The following is a 25,530-nucleotide window of genomic DNA, read 5'->3' on the forward strand; positions in this document are numbered from 1 at the left end:
TATTAATTGCCTCCTTTGTCTAAAGTGAAGTCAAGTTGTACTGTCATACCAGGTTGTTTAAGTGGCTTACCATCAACAATCTTTGGTTTGTACTTCCACTTTTTCAGTGCTCGTATTGCTTCTTTATCAAATAAACGTTTAGGTTCTGCTTGAATAACTTCAACGTCATCAACACCCCCTAACTCATTAATTGTAAAGCGTAATTGCACCCAACCTTCTTTACCATCACGAGCGGCTGCGATTGGATATTGTGGCTCGATACGAACGATTGGTGTTGCATCGCCGTCACGAGTCATCATATTACCCAGCTTAAAACCACCAGCACTATGACCACCGGTTTCGACAGCTCCCATATTGAACGACATAGACGTATCAATATTTGATGAAGTATCTGGTGGCGCAGTTTGAGGTTTCTCAGGCTGTGCTGGTGGTGGTGGCGGTTTAGGCACTACCCTTGGCTTATTCTGTGCTTTTGCATCCTGTCTATCCATGGTGATTTCAATTACAGGGGTCTCGGCCGATGTTTCAGCGCGCTGCGCCCCACCACCGACCAAGAACGCCATAAAAGCGAACAGACCAAAAGTCACAGCAGCACCAATAATGATTGATACTAGTGCTCTTAGCATATTAATCGTTCCCCGCAGATACCGAAATCTTATCTATACCAGCCGCTTTGACTTGGTCTAGAACTTTAACAACTAAGCCGTGCATTGCGTCTTTATCAGCCTGAATAAGCACTGCTGCTTCAGGCGCTTCAGCTAACATACGCTCAACGTTTGCTGTTACACGTTCGATATCAACCTGACGGTTTTCCATCATGATAACGCCAGTTTTGCTGACGCCAATGAAGATGTTAGCCGAAGGCTTTGAAGTCGCTTGTGATGCTTTTGGTTTGTTATAATCCAAACCAGATGGCTTCACGAATGACGTTGTTACAATGAAGAAGATCAGCATGATGAACACGATGTCGAGCATCGGTGTCATATCAATTTGCGCTTCCTCGTCTATACTGGAATGCTTTTTACGTGCCATGTTCAATCTCTCTCTAGTGGTGCGGCATGCTGTCTTTTAGCTTTTCTAAGCTGATTTTCATTTTGGCATCAAGGCGAGTACTGAAGAATACTCCCGATAATGCGGCAACCATTCCCGCCATAGTGGGCATTGTTGCCATTGAAATACCAGCCGCCATTAAACGAGCATTACTCGTCCCCTGAACTGCCATCACATCGAACACTGAAATCATACCGGTAACAGTACCTAATAAACCTATCATAGGACAAATCGCTACTAAGGTTTTAATGATCAGCATACGTGCATTCAAATCTTGCTTCGCTTGGGACAGCCAAGCTTCACGGATACGGTGTGCGTACCAAGAGGTAGTTTCCTCTCTAGCATCCCATGCAGCTATGATTGCTTTATGTTGCTTTGGTGATATCCAATTAAGATACCAGTAACGTTCAAGCATCAATACCCACATTAAGAACAGCACAAACGCAACTAACCAGAGGACGTCGCCTCCGGAGGCCATGAAGCCCCTGACGGAATCCCATATGTCCATCAGGTGAATCATCATTAGTCAGCCCTCTTCTCAGCATGTGCTGCGATGATACCCGCACTTTGCTCTTCTAAAACTTGTACAATGGCTTTGCTACGTGCAACGACAATAGCATGCATTAACATTAGAGGCAGAGCCGCAACCAGACCTTGAACCGTTGTTACCAGCGCCATTGAAATACCGCCAGCCATCAGTTTTGGATCGCCAGTACCAAATAATTGGATACTTTGGAATGTTGCAATCATACCGGTTACTGTACCCAATAGACCCATCATAGGAGCGATAGCAGCCAGTACTTTAATGATTGAAATACGAGATTCTAGTGCAGGCGTTTCTTTCAGAATCGCTTCATCAAGTTTCAACTCTAATGTTTCAACATCAACGTCTTTGTTTTCTTGATACACTTTCAGGATACGGCCAAGAGCGTTGTTACCTGGTTTATCAACATTCTTACGTTGGCTGTTCACACGGGCGCCGATGATAGTCATGGTCACCAAACGTTCAATAGAGATCAACAGACCTAACGCTAACAAAATCATAATGATATAGCCGATTGTACCACCAGATTCAATACGGTCTTCCATACTTGCTTTGTTAGTGAAGATGTTTAACAGAACACCACGAGCAGGGTCGATGTAGAATGGTGCAGAACCAGAAGCGGTTTGTTCCCATTTACCAACAGCACTGACTTGGTAACCTTCTGGCTGTTGTGATAACTCTTGAATCAGACCCAATTCAGGATTGTAAACAACATATTTGCCATCAGCCGTTAGGTTATAAGCACCGATACGGTGGATAGTGGTATTTTTTACACTACCATCAATCGCTGTCACAGAACCTTCGAATTTAACAACCTTACCAGCTTGTACCATTTCGAATAACTGTTCTTGCCAGAATTGCTCTAACTCTTCAATTTTTGGTAACTGCTTACGTGCACCTAAATCAGCAACAAATTTGTCACGATTAGGATATTGAGCACTGACGTTTGAACTCGCTAATTTACCAGCGAAATCACCCGCTTCACCTTTAACCACACCGAACATCTCACCCAAGTCACCTTGAGCAGTTTTCAGGTCTTCTTCTAACTGGGCGATTTTGCGCTCATTATCTAAGAAGGCTTGGTTTAAATCTTTACCGCGTTGTTTTTCAGCCGCCAAAGCGTCTTTTTCACGCTTCAATAAAGCCGCTTTATCGCCACGCTCAGCTTGGAACTCTTGCTCACGCTTGCTGTTAACTTTGCCTTCAGCAGCGCGATCAACTTTAACTTGCTGCAATAATTGGTCGATGGTCTTAGGTGCATCAGCAGCGCTAGCCATACCAGCAGTTAAAGAAAAACTTGCAGCTAATACAGCTGTAGTAATTAACTTCTTCATTATTGTGCAGTCTCCGCAGCAGGAATTGGTAATGCGAATAGATCTAGAGCGCCTTGTTTACGGGCAATGCGGATACCTTTAGTCAGTTCACGCAGATAGCTGTCATCTAACTTATCCCAACCCTTAGTTTCTGGGTTGTACATCCAGCCAGTCTTTTGATCTAAGCTTTGTGCATACAGAGCAACACGACCCAAGTTAAAGAAGTCTACTAATACTTCTTTACCATCTAAGGTCAATTTACCTTGGTTAACTGCAACAGCACTACCATACTCACGCTCGATGCTGTACGCATCCAGGATCAAACGGTATTTTTCAGCTAAAGTCACTTCTGCTGTGTTTAACAGTGTTTTTAACTCTTTAACACGGTTAGCACGGACTTCAGAGTTGAATGGCAAGTCTAATTGAACGAATTGTTCTAAAGACTCAACCATTTTAAACATTAAAGGCACAACGCCCTGACGTAGTTTATCTACGCCATTAATGTCATTTTGAACTGCGTCCATTGTTTTTTGTTGATCAGCAACCAAGCTGGCAACGTAATCGTTATAGGACTTCAGTGACTCACGCTCATCAGCAACTGAACCATACTCAAAAAGCATGTCTTGTGCTTGATCGAAATACTTATCAACGTTCTTTTGCGACGCAGCAGCATCAGCATGGATCATACTATCCGCTTTCTGCACGTCGGTAAGAGGATCTGCAACTACTAAGTTGCTGCTCGCTAATGCCAGCACGCCAACAAGTGCAGTAGCGATTTTTGTTCTATTGCTTACCTTGGACATAGTTCCCAACCAATTTGAAGTGAATAAAAAAGTTAACTTACCAGCAACATCACTTTAAGCAAGACTTACTTTAGGAAATGCTTACCATAAGCTCATCTTTCTCTTGTGATTCTTAGTTTTTTCTTCCCTTTCCTATGCCTTTACAGGCATAGACCCGTCGGCATCATTTCACAAAATGTTGACCTGTGTCAACATTGAGAAGTGGTTAAAACTAGCGTAAAAAACCACTGGCTTTAAAAAAGCTTATGAAAGGCGTTTTTTTGAACAAAACGAAAGAACCAGTGAAAAGTCAACGCTCATAAACACAACTATTAAAATTAATGAATTAATGTCATGGGCATAGTTGTTAATTAAACCCTTAAATTACAGTAAGTTAAATCCAAAAACTGTAGTATAATGAAATCAATGGTGTTATTTAGGCTATATGCGAAAAGTAGAAGTCAAACCCAAAGGTCCATTAACTTTTATTAAATTCTAAAATTAAACCTACGTTTCTATGTTCGATTATGAGTTCAGAAAAGCAATACTTAACTCCTAGCCTATCAAGAGTACTCGAGATGATTTCTTTCCTATGTTTGTCCACTATTGCATTTAATTGATCTTGAATTCGCATCCGGTAAAGACTCAATTGTTCACAATAATCAGCAAAAATTTCAACGTTCTGAAGCCTTAAGTTATAAAGCAAAGGCCCTATCCTAGATAAAATTGAATTGAACCAAACCTCACAGCCAGCGTCTTGTGCTCTCGATTTGAGAAAGGATACTCTTTTTATGAGTGATTGATTGAGTCTTTTGAATTCAGGGTCATCGGCTAAGACTCTTCCCGCTTTCAAAAAACTCACTGAGTAAGATAAAACAACTGAGACATCCTTTAGAAAGTTGGTTTCATTTATCAGTTCATCAAGAAAAGCTAGTCCGACTTTAGAATCCTTTACAATCTCAGATTGGCATGAATGCATTAATGCACAAAATTTTCCATTTGGCTTCAACACTCTAAATACTTCATTTATCGATTTAGATAAGTCTGCATATTCAATAGCATATTGACTGGATATAAAGTCATAACTATCAGCCTCTAAATTACTATTTTCAATGAACGTATTGCCTTGGAATACAATTTTTTGTAATGCTAGGTTTATGCTTTCGTTAGAGTAAATATTTTCCCTTGGATTGATATCCGCGGCATCAATACCTAATATTTGCCAATTACCCCCCAATGATTGTCCATATTGAAAACATAAAACAGCTAAAGCACCATTTCCCGTACCAATATCAAGCAAACAAGCCGAATGAGGTAGCGTTTTTAATTTATTCTCCCAAAATGTGAGCATTTCCCCGTGGTATCCCAGAGCACTTTCACCTTCTGAAAAACTATTTAACGCTTTGGAATGTTGCCAGTAGTTAGTCCATTGTTTCATAAATTACCGCATAAAATAGAAAGGCAGGGTTGCCCCTGCCTTTGAACACCTGCTTACACTAAGTCAACTAGAATGATTGACTGATACGGAAGTACATCACACGTCCCCAACCATTGTAGAGGTTGTAGTTGTACTCACGACCACCGTAACCAATTAACTGAGGCTCTTTCTCGAAGGCGTTTTCTGCACCAACACTCAGTTTGGTGTTCCATGGGCTAGTGTAAGTCACTTGGATATCATGAGTTACCCAAGAACCAATATGCCCATCACGAACTAGATTACCAGTGACATCATCTGTATAAACGTCAGAGTATTGGTCACCAATTAAGTTGATGTTCCAAGCAAAGTCGAAGTCACTGAATGTATAAACGTTTGATAACGTGACACGTTGTTGTGGCATACCAGGATCTTGTACTAAGTCACGACCATCGTCAATTGTATAATCTAGCATGTGGCTGATTTGTAAATTTTGAGCTAATGAACCTGCTTCACCGAAATCGAAGTTAGTTCTTAAGTTAAAATCTAAACCAGAAGTTTTCAGCGTACCTTCGTTACCATAGCCAGTGTTGATGTAGTTAATATCACCACCAGCATAACGAACGACACCTAAACCAGCAGGGATTGGGTCACCCGCTTCTTCACGATCGATCAAGTCCTGAGCACTGAAGAATGCAATACGATCTTCAATTTCAATGTTGTAATAATCGATAGCAAAGTTCAACCAGTCAGTTGGTTGATAAGCAATACCCGCAGCCATTTGAGTTGAGCTTTCAGATGCTAAAGCAGGGTTTGCTAAACGGTAAGCGTTAATCTGCACGCCTGAATCTGGACATTCTGCATAGCCTAAAGCTGCACAAGTTGCTGCATCATCAACTGAGTCAGCAGAGAAAGCCGTTTTCTGAGTTAAAATATCTAAGGTTGGTGCACGGAAACCTTTACCATAAGAAGCTCGTAGTACAAGTGCATCAATTGGTTCATATTTAACAGATACTTTTGGCGAGAAATCTGAGCCATAGTCAGAATATTTGTCGTAACGACCAGCTACAGTCATTTCCAAATTATCTAAAATTGGCACTAAAGTTTCAAAATATGCCGCTTTGACATCACGGTCACCACCTGCAGAGTTACCAGAAGAGCCACCAATTAAGCCAGCTTCAGACTGAGAGTCATAGGCATCGCTATAGGTTTCTTTACGGTATTCAGCACCAACGAATGCTTGGATAGTACCTGCTGGTAAATCAACGATATCGAAAGAAGCGTTCATATAGAACTCATCGATATTGAATGTACTGTTACGTGTAGTAGTAGCAGCAGAACCTTTTAAAACATCATCAGGGTTAGAACTTGGGTTTTGAACGTCATAACCATAACGACAGTTAGTGGCATCGAATGAACCATCATCACAGTAACCTGGGTTGAAGTCATTGACATAAGCCCAAGCAGTACCCGCCGCTAAGAAACCATTACCAATTTCATTAGTAGAGTTACGAACACGGCGGAAACCCGCTTCAACTTCAACAGCATCAGCAATAATACCGCTAGTACCAACTAAGAAGTCAGTGTTTAGGTTTTTAACGGTCGTATCACGGTTACCTAGCGCTGCGAAACGATGGTAAATGTTCACTCCTTGCGCGGCACCAACAGCTGGATCATAGGCTACAGCGTTCGGGTTATTGGCAGTATCATAGAACCATGCATCTGGATTAGTCGGGTTGTTATAACTATCAGCCGCAATGTAATAACCTTGGAAAGCGTTGGTATCTGGCACTGGAGCATAACGACCAAACGATTCAGTTTGTGCCGCGCTGGCATTAGAGAAAACTTTCCAATCATCATTGATTTGGTGTTCACCTTTCAAGAAGATGGATTGGTTATCAGTCGAGGCTTCGTTTGCGTTAGTTGCGTTGAAGTTATATACGCAAGCAGCACCGTTCATGCGGAAGTTTTCTTCTGTACAACCTCCAGGAATTGCAAGATAACCACTACCACTAGATAAACGGTAGTTGTTACCATAAGAAGAACCGCCTGGAGTTGTCCACGGATAATCACGCGCATAAACAATATCACGCTTGTTCCATGAAACACCGCCTAATAAAGAAGTTTTATCGCTTGATGAACCAAACAGTACACTACCCGCACTTCTGTCACCGCCATCCTTTGGAATGCTTGGTGAACCTTCGGTGTAGCTCATTTGCACGCCGTTAAAATCTTTACGTGTAATGATGTTAACCACACCACCGATCGCATCAGAACCGTAAATTGCAGAAGCGCCATCAGTCAGAACTTCAACACGCTCAACTGCACCTAATGGGATAGCGTTTAAGTCTTGGCTTGAACCTGTTGATGGAGACATAGTCAGACGACGACCATCGACTAACACGAGAGTACGACTAGAACCCAAACCACGTAAGTCAAGTGAAGCGGTACCTTGTGCACTGCTGCCTGATTGTGGACGGAAAGAACCAGTGGAGTTGAACGTAGTATTACGTAACAAGTCAGTAACAGAAGTTTGACCTGACATATCAATTGCTTCACGGTCAATGACAGTGACAGGTACTGAACCTTCCATGTCGGTACGTTTAATGCGTGAACCGGTAACTTCAATACGTTCAACTTCTTCTTTTTTAGCAGTTGTGTCTTCTGCAGCAACAGCAGAAACGCTCATGAATGTTGCAGCAGTCATACCGCCAATCAGTGCTAGGCGCACAGATTTAGCTAATAAATTATTCTTATGCATTGTCTATCTCCCTGGACATATTATGTCTTTATTATAATCCGCTTATTAAATAAGCAGTTTTAAACAGGAGTTCTTCGGAATATACGAAGAACTCATCGGGGACAATAAAATCACATATAAAACCTTTAATCAACATAAAATAAACAAATAAAAAAAAATGAAGACATGCCACAGCGGGAGGCCTGAATAACGGCGGCATAAACAAAAACGCCAGTCATTGCTGACTGGCGTTTTTTGTTAACTTTTAGTTATCTAGTTTCTAGATAAACAACTGAGGCTTAAAGCGTATAGCGGATACCGATGGCGATGCCGTCGTCTTCTGACAATGACATTCTGGCTTCTTGCGCTTGATCTGAGCTGGTAAAGTCGCTGTAGTCTTTACGTGCTTCAACATACAGAACCGTGTTTGGATCCCAAACAAAGTGTAAACCTACAACTACAAACTGACGCTTGAACACATCGTTAGGATCGGCGTTAAAGTTAGGTTGAATAACATAGTCTTTACCTGCATCCAGAATGTTGTAAGACACAAATGGACGTAAACCGTTATCAAACTTGTAAGAAACTAAAGTTTCAACACCATAGGCATCTTTGATCAAGCGACCAATGTTGTCGGTATCATGGTTTTCTTCTTTGTGAACGTTGGCCGCAACATATAAGCCATCTTTATCGAAGTCGCCCCAAGTTGCGCCCACGCCGTAGATCAGATCAACAGCGGTTTTTTGGTCGCCATTGCCATAGGCAATATCAAATTCACCGCGGTTAATACCCGCCATCAAGCTTAGCTTATCTGTCGCTTTGTAAGTTACAGAGCCGCCATAGGTGTAATCATAAGTGACTTGTTGCGCTTCTTTCTTACCTGCGTTCCATTCCACTTCACAGGCTTCTTCTGTGATGTTTTCGATATCACAGGTGTAGAAGCTGCTGTTTTTCAATTGCGCCTGAACCGCAAAACTTACATCACCAATGCTGTTACGGTATTGAACAACTTTGTCACCGCGACCAACGCCGTTTACTGCACCGTCGTCTTTGTTAAAAGTGTAAACACCTGCCGCGTTACCATCCCATACAAAACCGTAGTTGGTGTTGTAAACCACGTCATACCAAGCACCCCATTGCTTACCAATAGTGATAGTGCCGTACTCATCGTGGCTAATGCCCGCGTAACCTAAGCGGTTGTAGAAAAACTCATCTTGTACAGATTCGAAGCGGTTGTTATAGACAATATCGCTGCTGCCAACAGGGTTCACACCCCATTCCAATTTAGCAAAGGCGTTCCAACCGTGGGTTAACTCACGGCTGAAACCAAAATTAATTCGAGAAGCACCATTAACAACCTCAGTTTCACCTTGAGTGTTGATTACGCGCGCATCGATAAAGCCACCGATTTCTACCGCATTTTTATCATCTTTGTAGATTTCGATTGCAGATACAGTTGGGGCGAGAAAGAGTGCTGTTAGCGCAGTTGCTACTAACGTTTTGTTCATTTGGTGCTTAACCTTTTCGTTTATGTTTTATCAACGTCATTCCGTTGTTATATTTCCTTACAATTTCCCGGTGAGAGTAGCAAATTTTCATTCCACTCTCCAAGCGAAACCTAAAGATTATGTAGAGAAACATCACAAAAACAGCGTGTTTAACCTCTATAAAACAGGTTAAAACACTACAAAGACCCGCAAGTAAAACACAAAACACACAACGGCAACACTAAATTAACAGCAACTGTTTAGAGGCAATGTTCGTGTAATTTAATTTCATTATTGAAAAGACAGGCTCTGCAATAGGGCCAATTTGCTTATCTATGTAGTATTGATAATCAATTGTAGACGATCTATGCGAAACAGGTTCAGGACCATTTACAGTGATGACATAATCAATCTGAGCTCCTCTCTTGCCATAGGATACCTTTCCTGTTAACTCACATAGCTGACGTGCGACTTTGACATGGGGGGAGGATTTTGCGGTGTACTCTTCAAGATTTCGGCGCATTCGTTTACTAAACACTAATTCAGCATCCCGCTTTCCTGACTGCAGTTCGCTTATGACACCAGCGAGATAACCGCTGATATCTCGCTGATTGAACATTCGCTCATAAAGTTCAGCTTGAACCTTACGCGCTAAGGGGCTCCAATCACTTCGCACCTGCTCCATCCCCTTAAAAGTGATTTCCAGCCCTCCATTCCTATTGCGCCAAGCACCGACATAACGCTTCTTACTCCCCTCCTCCGATCCCCTCAAGGTCGGCATAAAAAACTGTTCGTAATGGCGCTCAAACTGTAGCTCAAGGAAGCTTTCTAGCTGAAACTCCTTTACGATTTTACTCTGCCATTGTTGATTGATTTGCGCGGCAATCTGCTTACCTAAGGCATTAATATCACTGAGATCAGGATCAGAGCCCAAATAGACAAAGGTGGAATCCGTGTCCCCATAAATAACTTGATAACCCATTTCCTCTATCCAAGCGCGAGTCTGTTTCATTATTTTATGACCGCGCATGGTGATGGAGCTTGCCAGTTTCGCATCATGGAAAACACAGCCTTGGGAGCCTAAAACCCCATAGAGCGAATTCATAATGATTTTAATTGCTTGCGATAAAGGCGCATTTGCCTCCCGCTTGGCTTTTTCGCGTTGTTCTGAGAGATTTTGGATGAGTTTTGGTAGGATCGGTTGATGCCGACTAAAACGAGCCCCTAAAAAACCGGGAACGATTTCAGACTCGTCCAAAATATGTTCCTCGTTATCCAGACCTTCAATGAGCCCTTTCGGATCGATCAAAAAAGTACGAATTATCGATGGATAAAGACTTTTAAAGTCAAACACTAAAATATGCTGATAAAAACCAGGGACTGAATCCATTACATAACCGCCAGGGCTTTCAATCCCTTGACTTGCAGGCTCTGCGGGCGCAACGAAACCCGCTCTATGTAAATGCGGTAGATACAAATGATTGAATGCGGCGACCGAGGCGCCTACCCGCCCCAGTTCTAATCCCGTTAACTCGGCGCGAGCGAGGGCAAAATCCCACAACTGAGTATGCTCAAAAATATCCCACACTAAGCGACTATCAGTCAGATTATAGTGAGCAAGCCCTTGCTTATTTTCGGTAAATAGCGCATCAATCTCTTGGACTCGATTTTCTACATTATGAATCGCTTTGCCTTCACCGAGTAACGCTTGGGCGACAAATTCCAAGGAGAAGCGCTCGAATTGATAAAAGGCCGCCTTTAACCAATCGATACCATCGAGCACCACTCGCCCCGGTAAACTTAAGGTTTCAGGCCGAAATTTATTCTCGACCTTCCACTCGAGAAGCGCACTACCTCGACCGATACGCAGCGGGATCCGGTGCAGTAACGCACGCCGATATAACAGGGCCAGATCAAAGGTCACTACTGACCAACCAATAATCACATCGGGATCAAACTCAGTAAACCAAGCGATGAGATGATGAATAAGCGCCGCCTCATCGTTCACCCATTCGATATAGATTGCAGCATCTGGCAGCGCCTCGCCCACCATAATGACTTTTTCATAGGGCTGAGATTGCGCATCGCGTCCATAAAGGGCCACGGAATAGAGTAATCCGTCAAAACTGCATTCAAAATCGAGGGAGATTGAACGCAATTTTATTTCCGGCTGCGGTGCAACCGCTTTGGCCCGTATGGCGCTAAAGACGGGCAAGCGGTCTTGTAAACCCACATTGCTTACTTGATGCCCTAAAAATGCCACATCGAGCGCGACAAAACGTTCGATTAAAAAACGCTGCTCGGGACGGATATCCGCCTCAAATAAGGGAATACCAGCATCCGTCGCTATCCGCTGTAAGTGACGAAACACACTGCTCGACTGGGCATAAATCGCCGCCACGGCTTGTCTTTTAAAACTTTTAAGCATAAGCGGCACAAAGCGTAGCGCCAGCCCCGGCGTTTGTAACTGTAATGCAGCCATATCGCTTTGATGGCAAAAACAAATGTACTCAGAGCCAGGTAACTCCACCAGCACTGGGCCAGAAACAGTGGCGAGATAATACTGCAACACAAGCGTTGAACCGCATGTAATAGCATGGCGCGTCAGGACGCGTCCCTGTACACTCACGGGCGCAGCCGTGTCATGTGCAAGACTCTCGGGGGAATTCAACTGCGGTTTCACTCTAAGGCTCTCGCTGTTTATTGATTCTCGGGATACAGAATAAAATTGCCATAAAATGGCAGAAAAGTTTCTTAGGCTATGCAATCACTGTTATTATGTACAGCATTAATTCGATAAAGTAGTGCCGCATGTTACCTGACAACGTAAAAAACCAGATCCGCGCTATCTATAAAGATATTGCCACCGCTTTGCCTAATTTTAGGCCGCGCCGCGAGCAAAACTTTATGGTAGCAGAAATCTCTAAGACCCTGGCTGGCGACTATGACAAAGATAGACGCATCATAGTGGTCGAAGCGGGTACGGGGATTGGTAAATCATTGTCTTATATTCTAGGCACGATTCCGCTTGCGCTTGCGAGTAAGAAAAAAGTCTGTATCGCCACGGCAACCGTGGCGCTGCAGGAGCAGTTGCTGCACAAAGACTTACCGTTTTTTCTCGAACAATCAGGGCTAAACTTTCGCTTCGGTCTGGTTAAAGGGCGCCAGCGCTATGTCTGTTTATCCAAGCTTGCAATGTTAATCGGCGATGATAACAGTACCCAAATGGCCATGTGGCAAACAAAGCCAGATAACAGCCAAATTGCCATGCTGCAAGAGCTGCTCAGCGACTTTAATGAAGGCCGCTGGAACGGTGAAATCGATACACTATCGACACCGATACCGGACCATCTCTGGCAACAAATCGCCTGCGATAAACACAGTTGTCATCGGCAACTCGCCAGCCATCGTAATTGCCCGTTTCACAAGGCCCGTGAGGATGTGGATACTTGGGATGTACTGATCGCCAACCATAGTTTGCTGTTCGCCGACTTAGAGCTAGGCGGCGGGGTGATTTTGCCCGATCCCGAAGAGGTATTTTACGTCATTGACGAAGCTCACCACTTACCAATTGTCGCACGGGACTTTTCTAGCGCACAGGCAACGCTTAGAGGCGCCGCCGACTGGCTTGAAAAAGTCGGTAAGACCAGCGCCAAGTTACAAAATCAGATAAAGAGCAACAATATCATCGCCCCAGCGCAGGCGATGCAGGATCATATTGGCGACTTAATCGCTCAGCTCAATCAAGTCGCCCACTATTGTGATACCCAGACCAAGCAGTTTGCCAATCCAGAGAGTCGCTATCGGTTCGAACACGGCAAATTACCCGATGCGTTAAAAATCCCTGCCGAGAATCTCGCGGCCACCTCCAATCTTGCCCTCAAGCAATTTAACAAGATGCAGTTATTGCTGGCCGAGGCGATAAAAGATGGCGATATTCCTAAGCACCAGGCTGAAGCGCTGCAGGCCGAAATGGGCTTTATGTTGCAGCGACTCGAAAACCTGCAAAAGCTCTGGAAAATGATGGCAAAGGAAGATTCCACTAAAGGCGCGCCCCTCGCCCGCTGGATTGAATTACTCACGGGCAAACAGGTCGATTACCTGTTTAGCGCCTCGCCGATTGAAGTTGGGTTTATGCTCGAATCTATGCTGTGGCAAAAGGCTGCTGGCGTCGTGCTATGTAGCGCTACGCTGCGGGCGCTGAATAACTTTGACCATTTTGCCCATCAGGTAGGGTTATCATTAAAGGACGGCAGTCGTTATCTCGCTCTGCAATCCCCTTTCGATTATCCGAATAATGCCACGCTCTACTTACCTAAGATGAAAACCGAGCCGACGGATGATGCCTATACTGCTGAACTTGCCGAACAAATTATCGAGCTAATTGACGGCGAAATGGCTACCTTAGTGCTGTTTGCCTCTTACTGGCAAATGGAAAAAGTGGCCGAATTGCTCGAGGGCAAACTCACGCAGGAAATTCTGATCCAAGGTAATGCACCACGCCAGCAATTGCTGGAGACCCATAAGGCCAAATGTGATAAAGGTGAACCGAGCATCTTGTTTGGCACCGGCAGTTTTTCTGAAGGCTTGGACTTACCCGGAGATTACCTCACCAACCTCATCGTCACTAAGCTACCCTTTGCTGTGCCAACCTCGCCCGTTGAGCAAGCCCATGCTGAATATGTGAAAATAAAGGGTGGAAATCCGTTTCTGCAGCTCACCATTCCTGATGCATCGCGAAAGCTTATCCAAAGTTGTGGTAGATTACTGCGTAAAGAGCAAGATTATGGTCGAGTCACTATCCTAGATAGGCGGTTAGTGACGAAGCGTTACGGCAAATCCTTGCTAGACGCACTCCCACCTTTTAGACGAGTCATTGAGTAGGATTAAGATTTGGAGTTGTTACTTGAGCCCAGTAACTGGGCCCTGTTGGCTGTCATTGGCTTAATTGCAGGTTTTATCGATGCCGTGGTCGGTGGTGGCGGCCTGCTCTCCATTCCGGCCCTGCTCACCCTAGGGATCCCGCCCCATACTGCCTTAGGTACCAATAAATTTGCTGCTAGTTTTGGATCCTCGATGGCGGCTTGGACCTATTATCGCCAGCATCTGCTGAAACCCAGTTTTTGGTATATGGCGTTTATCGCCACCTTTATTGGTGCGGTTTTTGGCAGTGTATTAGTTTATTTGTTAAACGCGCAGTGGCTTGAAAAAGCCTTACCACTGCTCATTATTGGCATTGCAATTTACAGCTTGCTGAGCCCTAATGCCATCTCGGATACCGATTGTCAGACGCCGACAAAAGCCCAATCCAAGCTCAAGCAAAGCCTGCAAGGTTTATTACTAGGCATCTACGATGGTTTTGCTGGTCCCGGCATTGGCGCCTTTTGGACAGTGAGTTCAGGTTCATTATATAAATTACCTCTTTTGCATAGTTGCGCGCTCGCTAGAGCCATGACTTTTACCAGCAATTTGACGGCGCTGGCGATCTTTGGCTTTCTTGGGCAAGTCCATTGGCAAATTGGCCTGTGGATGGGACTGTGTATGATGCTCGGCTCCTTTATCGGCGCTCGCTGTGCGATAAAATTTGGTATGCCTTTTATTCGACCTTTATTTATATTAATTGTCCTATCAATTGCCGCTAATCTGGCGTGGAGCGCATGGTTTTGAACACTTCGCAGCTAATCAGCACGTTGAAAAATCAGCTAAAAACATTAGAGCAAGAAGTACTGCAACACGACAGTCATCTTGCACCGAGCCAACGCAAACTCCTACTAGATATTGAACGCTTTAACCAATCGCTGTTTATTCAAAATGGCGCCCAGTTGATGCCCTGTATTGAACAAATTCGAAGTAGTATCGGTCAGTTAGAGAAGCAAATCGCCCTAAAATTGGCACCGCAAACCATCGCCTTAAGCTGTGAACGTATTCAAGACCGCTTTACCGCGGTTAAACGGGCGCTACTGACGACCTCAATCGATATAAAGTCTAAAAATCAACAACGTGCCAGTAAGCGCGCACGTTTCGCCCAGCAACAAAACCAATCGCATCAAGCCAGCGGGTTTGCTTGGATCGCCAGCAATGTGTTACAAAATAGCCACGAAATCTATGCCGAACTGAATAAGCATCTGAATTGGGCGAAAAAATTTGAACAAAAAATTGCAGAAATGGAGTCAAAACTTGAAAACTGTCATAGTGCTGACAAAATCCGTTTGCAAAATGACATCCTTTTGATGCATCGTCGTTTGGGAAAATGCAGGCAAGCCATCAGTTATATCGAAGATCGCATTCAAGCATTCGAACGTCCGCATCAGAGCCATAATCGTTAAGGAGCAACAATGAAATCACTTTTGCCAATCAGCAGCCTGCTAATGCTACTCGGCTCTGCCTCAGCCTTTGCCGCAGATCTGAATATCCCTATGTCCTTCGAATACCTTGCCCTCGATGGCAAAAAAGTCGAGTCCAGCGTATTCAACCATAAAAGCAGCTTAGAGTTGGCGCCCGGCACCCACAAAATCGCCATTCGCTACCACGAAATGGTGGAAGACGATTTTAGTGACAGCCAAACCTTTGTTAAGTCATCTCCTTTTATTGTGACCTTAGAGGTTGATGGCGATCATCAATACTATTTACAAGCCGCTGAAGGCAAAGTCGTTAAAAAGCCTAAAGTGTTTGCCCAAAATCCCCAAGTCGTGTTAACCCGCTCCGACAAAGGTCAGGTTAATTACCAAGTGGCAAACACCGATATTGAAGAAGAAGGCTTTGTCTCTCGTCTCTTTAGCGGTAACCAAGCGGTAGATGTGTCAGGCACAGCAGCCGCAGTAACAGGCGCAGCAGGCACAGCAGCGGTGGTTGCCGCGCCAGCACCCACTTCGGCGCAGGCAGCAGTTAAGGCAACCTCATTAACCGCTCCGGTTGATACTTCTAAAGCGGCTGGCGCAAATCCACAGCAGATGTTGCAATACTGGTGGTTACAAGCCGATGAGAAAACACGTAAAGAGTTTATGAGCTGGGCTATTTCACAACTCTAATCCAGATGATCCCATTGGTTTATCACGCCAGCTACTCCAAGCTGGCGTTACCCGCCCATCACCGCTTTCCCACAACCAAATACGCACGTCTTTATCAGTATCTTCTCGATAATCAATGGCTGTTGCGGATCAATTTCATACTCCCTCGCCGATGACGGCTGAAGATGTAATGCAGGTGCATCAGCAAGATTATGTCGAACAATTTATTCAAGGTACCTTAGCCAACACGGCCTTAAGACGCATCGGCTTTCCATGGAGTCAAGCCTTGGTCGAGCGAACCTTGCACTCGGTATCGGGGACGAGTTTAACCGCAAGCTTGGCACTACAAACGGGTATCGCCCTTCACTTAACCGGCGGTTATCACCATGCACACTATGACTTTGGCAGTGGTTACTGTATTTTCAATGACTTGATTATCGCCGCCCGCAAACTTATCGCCGAGCAGCAACTGCATAAGGTATTGATTTTTGATTGTGACGTGCACCAAGGAGACGGCACTGCTACCCTCAGCCATAGGCATCAAGGCATTATCAGTTGTTCCATCCACTGCAAAGAGAATTTCCCCAGCCGTAAACAGCAGTCACACTATGATATTGAACTAACGAAAGGTGCTGATGATAGCGCCTATCAGGAAACCGTCGAACAGACTCTCGAGCTGCTTATTCGGCTCCATCAACCAGATTTAATCCTGTATGACGCTGGTGTTGATATTCATCAGGACGATGATTTAGGCCATTTACAGATCAGCCAACAAGGGCTCTATCAACGTGATATTACTGTGCTCTCCATAGCAAAAGCGGCAAATATTCCTGTTGCTGCGGTAATTGGCGGCGGGTACAGCCGAGACGAACTACAATTAAGCCAAAGACATAGCCAACTTTTTATTGCAGCCAACCATTTGTGGTAGCAAACTCAATAAAAATCATCATGGAGCACAGCGATGCAACTCGAAATCCGCAACTATTACGAAGTTCTCTTAATGGAAATGTTATCCGATGAAGGCCTGATGGATGAATTGCCGGAGGATTATTTAGCCGATCTCTGCTGTGTGACACTCAATCAACTGCCCGTGCGTTATATCCGCCATTTAGTCGACACTTATTTTTTTGAAGATTATGATGAATTGCAGGAACTTAAACGTGAAATACAGGCTGCACTCGAAAAATCGCGAGCCTTTTTAAAACAGAATTTACAAAAAAGAATGCAGCAGGAAGAAGCCAACAGCTAAGTCATACGGTATAGGGCATCGCTACATCGATTTGCAACAAGGTTTTACGAGTAAATTCTGCAGTGTTGCTAAATGCTAAGCTGAGCAGTTATTGCTAATCAGTGAGTTAAAGATAAAGAAGATTGGAAAATGATGGGGAGATTTGGAGGTTCCCCTAGAGCCGACACCCCGGCACACGAGTCGCTTGCTGCGGTTGCTCCCTTCCGGGCCTGGCCGAGTTCACAAGTTATCATTGCGGGGGGACCCTAGGGTCACCATAACTTCAAGTGGATCACCAAAAGGATCATCACCGAACGACGCGGATTATCCCCTATGGCCTCTATGGGATCAAGTGCTAATCCGCCCGTTTGATAAATATCCGGTTTAACTGGACAATCTATAGGCAAACCTAAGTATTGAAAATGATAAAAGCCTGCAAAGCAGGCTTTTTATTCGCTAAAAGACGTCAAGCTAACGCAAATGACTCAAGACAATGCCAAGGCGTTACAGCTTAATCATATGACGATTTTGCTCAATCAGCTTAGCACCGATCCCTGAGACATTTGCTAACTCATCAATAGTCTTAAATTGCCCATTTTGAGTGCGATAATCAACGATGGCCTGCGCTTTAGCGGCACCAATCCCCTTTAGCAGTTGTAATTGTTCAGTTGAAGCGGTATTGATGTTGACTTGAGCCGCGTCTGGCAATGCTTGTTTAGCATCGTTTGCCATATTTTTGGCCTCAGTTTTCGCTTGGTTTTGCACCTTACTCGCTTCTTTTACCGGATCAGCTGCCATTACTGGCAAGGTTAACAGGGCAGAAAATGCAATAGCAGATACCATCGCAGGTAAACTAGGTTTTAGTTTCATAATGCTTCCTCTCTCTCCTTGATATTCGGCCTTTCGTCCAACTTCCGTGGCCTCCAATCAAACATAGACGAAGCTTTTATGAATTTCCAAACGCCAAAGTACAAATATTACCTCTGGCTTAAATGTGTAACTTTAGAGCAATGAATTTACAGATAACAATGAAGAAAAAGGATGCGGTTAATGCATCCTTGTTATAAAAATTATCCATAACCAGCTAAACAATCGTTGCTAATGCCTGACTTAAATCAGTAATAATATCGTCACAATCCTCCAAACCGACAGAAATTCTCAGCAGATTATCCCCAATGCCCGCAGCTGCCCGCGCTTCTGGGGAATAAGGAGAGTGGGTCATTGAAGCCGGATGCTGAATAAGGGATTCCGCATCGCCCAAACTAACCGCAATTGAAAATAGTTTAAGCTTGCCAACAAACGCCATAGCCTGAGTAAAATCCGCAGCTAATTCAAAGGCGATCACCCCTCCTGCTCGCTGCATCTGCTGACCAATAAATTGATGACCCGAATGGGATTTAAGCCCTGGATAGTACACTCGCGTCACCGCAGGGTGTTGCTCTAAAAACTCAGCAACCCGCTGGGCACTCTCGCAATGGCGCTGTAAGCGCACATCGAGGGTTTTAAGGCCTCGTAGGATAAGCCAAGCATCATGGGGTGAGATCACTGCACCAATATCCTTTAGGATTTCATACTTCACTCTGTGAAGTTGCTCTTCGCTGCCACAGACGATGCCCGCAATCACATCACCGTGACCATTTAAGTATTTAGTCGCGCTGTGAACCACTAAATCAATGCCTAGTGCAATCGGTTGCTGCAGTAGCGGCGTCATAAAAGTATTATCGACAATGCTAACTAATTGATGCCGCTTCGCAATATCGGCGATAGCTCTAAGATCAAACACCTGCAGATGAGGATTGACCGGTGTTTCACAAAAAATCACCCTAGTGTTCGGTTTGATTGCCCGCTCAATTGCCGCTAAATCGGTAAAGTCGACTAAGGTGACTTCGATGCCAAAACGGGCAAATTGGCTGGTCATAAGTGCAAAAGTGCAACCATATACCGCATTAGAAGCCACTAAATGATCGCCCATCTGCAAATTAGCGAGCAGCGCCGCCGACACCGCCCCCATACCTGACGCCGTTGCCGCCGCCGCTTCAGCCCCTTCTAAAATCGCCATTTTACGCTCAAGTTCGGCCACAGTTGGATTACCAAGACGGGTATAAATATAACCGGGCTCGTTACCCGCAAAACGCTCGCCACCTTGCTGCGCCGATTCAAATACAAAAGTTGCAGTTTGATAAAGTGGTGTGACTAACGAACCGAAGGCCTCTCGCTCATGTCCTGCATGAATGGCTTGGGTCGCCGCTTTCCACATCTTGCTCGATTCATCTTGCATTGCTTACTCCTTGTTATGCCATTACATCATTCGATTCTTGATTGATTGTTCGAGGAATGATGATTTGCTTGTGTTTTTAGTCCATATAGATAAGTTAATAAAACATTAGCCCTATCGAATAAGCACTAACATACCCTGCTGAACAGTTGAAACCAGTGCAACGGTGAAAATAGCAACAGATGCACTGTAACTAAGTTGTTACATTCAGGCGTTTGGGGCAGAACATCGGCGATAAAAAATGCGCTAATGACAGAGTCATTAGCGCATTAGCATTTAGCCTAAAGTGCACTCGCGGTTTTGTGCATTCGGCTATGTTATTTGTCTTTTGCCGTTGAGCTGTTTTTTAGCTCAGCAGCCTCTAATTGGCTCTTAAGCGCATCACGCCCATCTTTGGTCAATAACTTACCAGCAAACTGCTTAAGCTCAATCAACAACTCTTGATGAACTTTCGATAATTTGGGGCGCTGCTCTTCCCTAAAACCGATAGGCCGACACAGTGCCATGGCCTGATATCCTAAGCGCGCAGTTAACAAACCGCCCCCTAATCCTTGGGCAAGCCGCGCGGATAATTTACCGGTCATCTCGACCGACAGCAATTGAGTTCCTAAGTCCGTGACTAACTCACTGGTGCCCGCATAAATAATGTTAATCACTATGCTGCGAATGAGTTTAATCCGGCTCCAATAGCCTAACTCTATCCCATAACAGGCAGCGACATCACGCAGCATTCGCTGATTACGCCAAAGAATGATCGCCATATCCAATGCCGCAAGCGGGCTAGCAGCCAATAACACTGCTGATTCAGCCGCATATCGACGCACGACTTTTTTGGTGAGTTCATCTCGCTCCGTTAGGACTAAGTCCTCAAATAACAGCACTTTTTCGGCATCGTTATGCTCATCTTTTAACGAGTGACGCAGCCGTTGTAATCCTTGGCTATCGGGATAATGCCGTACAATATTATCGATAAAGCTATCGGCCTCCCCCATTTGCATACTCAGGGCAAGCCTTGCACCTGTATCCTGGGTATCGGCAACCTGTTTTAAGCGTTTTAATTTTTGATATTCGCTAACGGCACCGACTATAGCCCAGCTCCCGACTAAACCAAGCACCACACCATAAAAACTAAATAGCCAAGGACTGGCAACCCAAGCATCCCGCAAACCAAGGCCTGTTTGCACTAGCGTGAGTAGTATTAATGCCATTAGTGATAAGCGTGCCAACCAAGACCAGCGGCGAGATTGATGTAATTTAGGGCGTATCGATGTCACATCTAACACCTGCGGTTGGGCCGCTAGCGTCTCTTCAACAACGTCATCAATCGCCTTTATCGGGGTTTGTGGCGCAAACATTTGCGCACTTTTTAACTCATCTGTTACAGACTGTAGTTTGACCTTTTCAGCATCAAATACTTGCTGCTTTTTAAGCGCTTGAGTTGTAATCGGAGCGACAGACTGCTCCGACTCATTTATTTGCGACTCAGTTGAATGTGGTAACGGGTCTTTTCTCATTCCAGTTTATCCCCTACAAGATACTGCAGAAGGTGATCAAGACGGATATGGTCAAAATGCACCGAAGATGGATCAAGATTACGGTTATCCGGCGGTGCAAAATCGAAAAAGTTAAAGCCTTGCTCACGCCAAAAAGTGGACTCAGGTAAGCGAGTGGGCACTTCGCCGGGAAACAGTGTCAGGGCTTGGCCATTCAATCCTGTGCCCTGCACGACTTCCACATCCCCATCTTGAGTGGTCACCATACCGTGGCGCGTAGCCTTAATTGCACTAATGGCCATGGTTTCGACTTTACAACCATCAAAACTAGCAAAGTGCTGACTGTGCTTGAGCATATCCGTTAACAGCGACAACACATGACTTTGTTGATCCCGCGTCACATGGTCAACCTTACTGGCGGCAAAGAGCAAACGGTCAATCCGCGGCGCAAAAAGCCGACGTAAATAACTGGATTGTCCATATTGAAAACTCTCCATAATGGCATTTAGCGCCGCGCCCATATCTTCAAATTGTGATTTGCCACGATTTAACGCACTGAAGCAATCAACGAGCACCACCTGACGATCAAAACCTGCGAAATGTTGTTTATAAAAAGGTTTAACAACCTTAACGACATACTCTTGATAGCGCTTTTCCAGCACATGAAAAGCACTGTGTTTCTCACTTTGTTTAAGGTTGCTCCACTGAGCATCAGTCACAGATAACAGCGGGAAAAACGCCAGCAGCGGCGCACCTTGCCACTCACCGGGTAATAACATTCGCCCCGGTTGCGCTTGGTAATACCCCTGCACATGTACTAAATCCTGTAATAGCTGCTGATATTGATCGGCAAGCCGTTTCAATTCCGATTCATCGGCCATCGCCGCTAAATTGAGTGCATTTAACGATGTTTCAAAACCAGCGTATAACGGTGAACTCTTTAAAACCGCAAGCCGTTGCTGCTGGGCAGTACACCACTCAATATAGTTTTGGCGCAGCATAGGTAAATCTAACAGCCACTCACCGGGGTAATCAACAATATCTAAATACAGCGTTGCGGTATCGGCAAACTTGGCGAGTAATCCCTTTTGCGGCCGATATTTAATGGCTAGACGCAACTCTGAAATAGTGCGAGTCGACGCCGGCCAAGTCGGAGGATTCGAAGTCAGCGCTAACATAGCGCCCTGATAATCAAAACTCGCGATTTCAAGATCTGGCTGCATCGCGCGCTTAACCCCAAGCAGACGTTGTTCACGGCTCACCTGCCAAAGAGGCAAACCATGTTGGCGAGAATGCGATGCAGATGATGCTGCACCGCTATTGAGTAATTGATTGACTAACCCTGTAATAAAGGCCGTTTTTCCCGCCCCCGATAACCCTGTTACCGCAAGTCGCAAATGCCTATCGGCTGTTCGATGGAGGAGGGATTGGCTCTTTTGCGTGATTTTGTGGAGCGATACATCAAGCATTCCCATAAGGATTTCCCTAAATGTTGAATGAGATAACTATATACTGGAATCGACGGGAGATAACACTGGAATCAACCAAAGATTAAACAACAAGGGCGGACATGGCCGCCCTTTCGAGGGATTACAAACTATTGATTTGTCTTTTTAAATCAAAATTGTCAGACGTCACATGGCGCTCAAGGTTTTGCAATCTCACCTCTAGGCTCCTAAACTGACGATTCACATCGCTTAGCGCCTGTTTAGCTGGCTCTCCCGACTGCCAAGGTTTCTTCTTCACTTCAATGTCATCCCTAACAGAGCTATTTTGAGGTTTGATATCGAGTATCACCCATAACGCCACATAGATGATAAAGACAACACCCGAACCACCTAATAGAAAGATAGAAACAGCAAGTACGCGTACTAACCAAGTTTCAATCGCAAAGTACTCAGCAATCCCTGCACACACTCCGGCGATTTTACCTGACTGGGGAATACGGTACAAAGTTCGACCATTAGATCCTCTCATGTTTCCCCCTCCATTCAGGCGATTCAGAATCGAGAATCGCCTCTAAGGTTTCGATACGCGCAGCCATTTTATCGGCTTTCGCAATCAAGTCATTCAGCTGTGAAAACTCTTCCTCAGTGAGTCCCTGGCTCACTTGTCGCTTACTGCGATAATGAAGAACTAACCATATAGGCGCCACCACTATCATAAAGATGATAATCGGAGCCATTAGTATGTCCATATCCATAACTCACCTCTAAAATGTTATTCTTTTGACTTTGTGGGAGCTTTGCCTTTCACTTTTGCCTTGAGCGCTTCCAACTCAGCATTGACTGAATCTTCAGCTTCTAATGCCGCAAACTCATCAGCTAAGGTTTTTTTGCTGCCAAGATCGTAGGATTCAACCTGCGCTTCTAATCCTTCAACACGGCGCTCATATTGCTCAAACTTAAGCATGGCATTATCAATTTTGCTTGAGTCTAACTGCTTTTTCACTTCTAAACGTGATGACGCAGTTTGAGTGCGCAAAATAATGGTCTTTTGGCGCGCTTTTGCATCTAACAGTTTTTCCTGCAGCAGGCTCACTTCGTCTTTTAAACGAGCGATATGCTCATCCAGCACTGCCAACTCTTGGTTTAAAGTATCCACTAAACCCGCCGCTTTTTGTTTTTCAACTAAAGCTGCTTTGGCTAAATCTTCGCGGTCCTTTGAAAGTGCCAGTTCCGCTTTATCCTGCCAATCCTGAACTTGCTCCTCGACTCGGCTGATACGGCGATGCAATTCTTTCTTTTCAGCCAATACCTTAGCTGAGGTTGAACGCACTTCTACCAGTGTATCTTCCATTTCTTGGATGATCAGGCGAACCATTTTTTCAGGGTCTTCGGCTTTGTCGAGTAATGCGCTGATATTAGAGTTAATGATATCGGCGAAACGAGAGAAAATACCCATAATGCTATCCTCAAATTGATGTTGGTCTCGCTTAAGGTAATACACTAACTGTGCCAACTTTTATTTATTGTTTAAATTCAGCTAGATAAACAAAATCTTAACTTTTCCTTTATTTTAAAACGCAAGCCACTTATTATGATTTTCACCAAAATTTAGCGTTAAAGACTAAAAAATATCGTGGATAATAAATTTCAGCAAGACAATCTAATCGGTCAATCAAACGCCCTACTTGAAGTATTAGAGCATGTCTCACAAATCGCTCCGTTATCAAAACCTGTACTGATCATTGGTGAACGAGGCACAGGTAAAGAGCTGATTGCCGAACGCCTACATTATCTGTCTAAGCGCTGGGATCAAAATTTTATTAAGCTAAATTGTTCATCTTTGAGCGAAAACTTGCTTGAAAGTGAATTGTTTGGCCACGAATCTGGGGCCTTTACAGGTGCTAAAGGTAAACACGAAGGCCGTTTTGAACGGGCTGATGGTGGAACACTGTTTCTTGACGAGTTAGCCAATACTTCTGGATTGATTCAAGAAAAACTACTGCGTGTTATCGAGTACGGTGAATTTGAACGTGTCGGTGGCAGTAAAACCATTCAAGCGGATGTGCGCCTTATCTGCGCCGCCAACGAAGATTTACCCTCACTGGCCGAGGCCGGTGAATTTCGGGCCGACTTACTCGATCGTTTAGCCTTCGATGTGATCACACTGCCGCCACTACGTTGTCGTCCAGAAGATATCATGACATTAGCCGAATACTTTGCTGTGGGAATGGCTCGGCAACTCAAGCTCGAACTCTTTAGTGGCTTTAGTGCAAATGCCATCGAGCAGCTCATGAGTCATGACTGGCCCGGTAATATTCGTGAACTTAAAAACGTAGTTGAGCGAAGTGTTTACCGTAATTGCGGTGAAAATCGTCCCATCGAGCACATTATTCTCGACCCTTTCGCCTCCCCGTACCGGCCGACAACTCGGTTGCGCACTCTTGAGCGTCAGGTGGTGCCCACACCGCACTCAACCATCATAAGCCCTCCCACCGTTACGGCAAAAACCGATATTGATGTTATTGCACCTAGTGAAGCGCCGTTAAATGACTTTAGTTTTCCATTAGACTTTAAAGAACAAACCGAGCGTTATGAGATGGAGCTTATTCAGCAAGCCTTATCGGCGAGCCAATATAATCAAAAGAAGACCGCTGAAATCTTGGGGTTAAGTTATCATCAGCTACGTGGCATTCTAAAAAAATACAATTTGCTCGATAAAGCATAAGCTGATTGCCCATGGGCGAGATGC

Annotated in this window: 22 protein-coding genes, 1 other RNA gene and 1 pseudogene; 7 read left to right on the forward strand and 17 right to left on the reverse strand. The window is 44.7% G+C overall.

What is annotated here, in order from left to right:
* Positions 1-2: 2 nt before the first annotated feature.
* The 9 genes from AEA42_RS01395 to AEA42_RS01435 form a co-directional block, all read right to left on the reverse strand.
* Positions 3-626 carry an energy transducer TonB gene (locus AEA42_RS01395; protein ID WP_055646751.1) on the reverse strand — a complete coding sequence of 208 codons (624 nt, stop codon included), beginning with the start codon at positions 624-626 and terminating at the stop codon, positions 3-5.
* Between the two features lies 1 nt (position 627).
* Positions 628-1,032, reverse strand: a complete 405-nt coding sequence (locus tag AEA42_RS01400) for a biopolymer transporter ExbD (protein ID WP_006081158.1) — start codon at positions 1,030-1,032, stop codon at positions 628-630.
* Between the two features lie 13 nt (positions 1,033-1,045).
* The gene (locus tag AEA42_RS01405) at positions 1,046-1,573 is read right to left on the reverse strand and encodes a MotA/TolQ/ExbB proton channel family protein (protein ID WP_081990911.1); all 528 of its coding nucleotides are present in this window, start codon (positions 1,571-1,573) and stop codon (positions 1,046-1,048) included.
* Positions 1,573-2,928 carry a MotA/TolQ/ExbB proton channel family protein gene (locus AEA42_RS01410; protein ID WP_037417269.1) on the reverse strand — a complete coding sequence of 452 codons (1,356 nt, stop codon included), beginning with the start codon at positions 2,926-2,928 and terminating at the stop codon, positions 1,573-1,575. Before AEA42_RS01410 ends, AEA42_RS01405 begins: the two co-directional genes overlap by 1 nt.
* Positions 2,928-3,710 (reverse strand): DUF3450 domain-containing protein, encoded by a 783-nt coding sequence (locus AEA42_RS01415; RefSeq protein WP_037417266.1) that lies wholly within the window; start codon positions 3,708-3,710, stop codon positions 2,928-2,930. The genes AEA42_RS01410 and AEA42_RS01415 overlap by 1 nt, the downstream gene beginning before the upstream one ends.
* 457 nt (positions 3,711-4,167) lie before the next feature.
* The gene (locus AEA42_RS01420) at positions 4,168-5,127 is read right to left on the reverse strand and encodes a class I SAM-dependent methyltransferase (RefSeq protein ID WP_055646752.1); all 960 of its coding nucleotides are present in this window, start codon (positions 5,125-5,127) and stop codon (positions 4,168-4,170) included.
* 67 nt (positions 5,128-5,194) lie between these two features.
* Positions 5,195-7,864 carry a TonB-dependent receptor gene (locus AEA42_RS01425; protein ID WP_055646753.1) on the reverse strand — a complete coding sequence of 890 codons (2,670 nt, stop codon included), beginning with the start codon at positions 7,862-7,864 and terminating at the stop codon, positions 5,195-5,197.
* A gap of 278 nt (positions 7,865-8,142) precedes the next feature.
* Positions 8,143-9,351 carry a porin gene (locus AEA42_RS01430; protein WP_055646754.1) on the reverse strand — a complete coding sequence of 403 codons (1,209 nt, stop codon included), beginning with the start codon at positions 9,349-9,351 and terminating at the stop codon, positions 8,143-8,145.
* Between the two features lie 220 nt (positions 9,352-9,571).
* Positions 9,572-12,001 (reverse strand): DNA polymerase II, encoded by a 2,430-nt coding sequence (locus AEA42_RS01435; protein ID WP_055646789.1) that lies wholly within the window; start codon positions 11,999-12,001, stop codon positions 9,572-9,574.
* Positions 12,002-12,141: 140 nt separating this feature from the next.
* Between AEA42_RS01435 and dinG the strand changes: the two genes are divergently transcribed.
* From dinG to AEA42_RS01465, 6 genes and pseudogenes are all read left to right on the forward strand, one after another.
* Positions 12,142-14,214 (forward strand): ATP-dependent DNA helicase DinG, encoded by a 2,073-nt coding sequence (gene dinG, locus AEA42_RS01440; protein ID WP_055646755.1) that lies wholly within the window; start codon positions 12,142-12,144, stop codon positions 14,212-14,214.
* A gap of 9 nt (positions 14,215-14,223) precedes the next feature.
* Positions 14,224-14,997, forward strand: a complete 774-nt coding sequence (locus tag AEA42_RS01445; RefSeq protein WP_055646756.1) for a TSUP family transporter — start codon at positions 14,224-14,226, stop codon at positions 14,995-14,997.
* Positions 14,988-15,656: a primosomal replication protein gene (locus AEA42_RS01450; RefSeq protein WP_170919380.1), complete on the forward strand. Its 669-nt coding sequence runs from the start codon at positions 14,988-14,990 to the stop codon at positions 15,654-15,656. The genes AEA42_RS01445 and AEA42_RS01450 overlap by 10 nt, the downstream gene beginning before the upstream one ends.
* Positions 15,657-15,665: 9 nt before the next feature.
* Entirely contained in the window at positions 15,666-16,358 is a 693-nt protein-coding gene (locus tag AEA42_RS01455) for a DUF2057 domain-containing protein (RefSeq protein ID WP_037428139.1), read from the forward strand.
* Between the two features lie 5 nt (positions 16,359-16,363).
* A pseudogene (locus AEA42_RS01460) lies at positions 16,364-17,265 on the forward strand (histone deacetylase).
* A gap of 33 nt (positions 17,266-17,298) precedes the next feature.
* Complete coding sequence (locus tag AEA42_RS01465) at positions 17,299-17,586, forward strand: late competence development ComFB family protein (RefSeq protein WP_037417243.1); 288 nt, start codon at positions 17,299-17,301, stop codon at positions 17,584-17,586.
* Between the two features lie 151 nt (positions 17,587-17,737).
* Here AEA42_RS01465 and ffs read toward each other — a convergent pair.
* The 8 genes from ffs to pspA all read right to left on the reverse strand — a co-directional run bounded on the left by ffs (position 17,738) and on the right by pspA (position 24,237).
* An RNA gene (gene ffs / locus AEA42_RS21650) (signal recognition particle sRNA small type) lies at positions 17,738-17,835 on the reverse strand.
* Between the two features lie 234 nt (positions 17,836-18,069).
* The gene (locus tag AEA42_RS01470; protein ID WP_037428141.1) at positions 18,070-18,435 is read right to left on the reverse strand and encodes a helix-hairpin-helix domain-containing protein; all 366 of its coding nucleotides are present in this window, start codon (positions 18,433-18,435) and stop codon (positions 18,070-18,072) included.
* Positions 18,436-18,649: 214 nt separating this feature from the next.
* Positions 18,650-19,843, reverse strand: a complete 1,194-nt coding sequence (gene megL, locus AEA42_RS01475) for a methionine gamma-lyase (protein ID WP_037428142.1) — start codon at positions 19,841-19,843, stop codon at positions 18,650-18,652.
* Between the two features lie 314 nt (positions 19,844-20,157).
* Positions 20,158-21,354 carry a TIGR01620 family protein gene (locus AEA42_RS01480; RefSeq protein WP_055646757.1) on the reverse strand — a complete coding sequence of 399 codons (1,197 nt, stop codon included), beginning with the start codon at positions 21,352-21,354 and terminating at the stop codon, positions 20,158-20,160.
* On the reverse strand, positions 21,351-22,808 hold the full coding sequence (locus AEA42_RS01485) for a YcjX family protein (protein ID WP_055646758.1): 1,458 nt from the start codon (positions 22,806-22,808) through the stop codon (positions 21,351-21,353). Before AEA42_RS01485 ends, AEA42_RS01480 begins: the two co-directional genes overlap by 4 nt.
* A gap of 115 nt (positions 22,809-22,923) precedes the next feature.
* Complete coding sequence (gene pspC, locus AEA42_RS01490; protein ID WP_047539490.1) at positions 22,924-23,310, reverse strand: envelope stress response membrane protein PspC; 387 nt, start codon at positions 23,308-23,310, stop codon at positions 22,924-22,926.
* On the reverse strand, positions 23,297-23,536 hold the full coding sequence (gene pspB / locus AEA42_RS01495) for an envelope stress response membrane protein PspB (RefSeq protein WP_086024023.1): 240 nt from the start codon (positions 23,534-23,536) through the stop codon (positions 23,297-23,299). Before pspB ends, pspC begins: the two co-directional genes overlap by 14 nt.
* A gap of 17 nt (positions 23,537-23,553) precedes the next feature.
* A complete protein-coding gene (gene pspA / locus AEA42_RS01500) occupies positions 23,554-24,237 on the reverse strand; it encodes a phage shock protein PspA (protein WP_011071928.1) in 684 nt (227 codons plus the stop codon).
* 177 nt (positions 24,238-24,414) lie between these two features.
* Here pspA and pspF point away from each other — a divergent pair, with 177 nt between their 5' ends.
* The gene (gene pspF / locus AEA42_RS01505; RefSeq protein ID WP_055646759.1) at positions 24,415-25,506 is read left to right on the forward strand and encodes a phage shock protein operon transcriptional activator; all 1,092 of its coding nucleotides are present in this window, start codon (positions 24,415-24,417) and stop codon (positions 25,504-25,506) included.
* Positions 25,507-25,530 lie beyond the last annotated feature (24 nt).

This window comes from Shewanella sp. Sh95 (genome assembly GCF_001308045.1).
GTDB lineage: Bacteria > Pseudomonadota > Gammaproteobacteria > Enterobacterales > Shewanellaceae > Shewanella > Shewanella xiamenensis.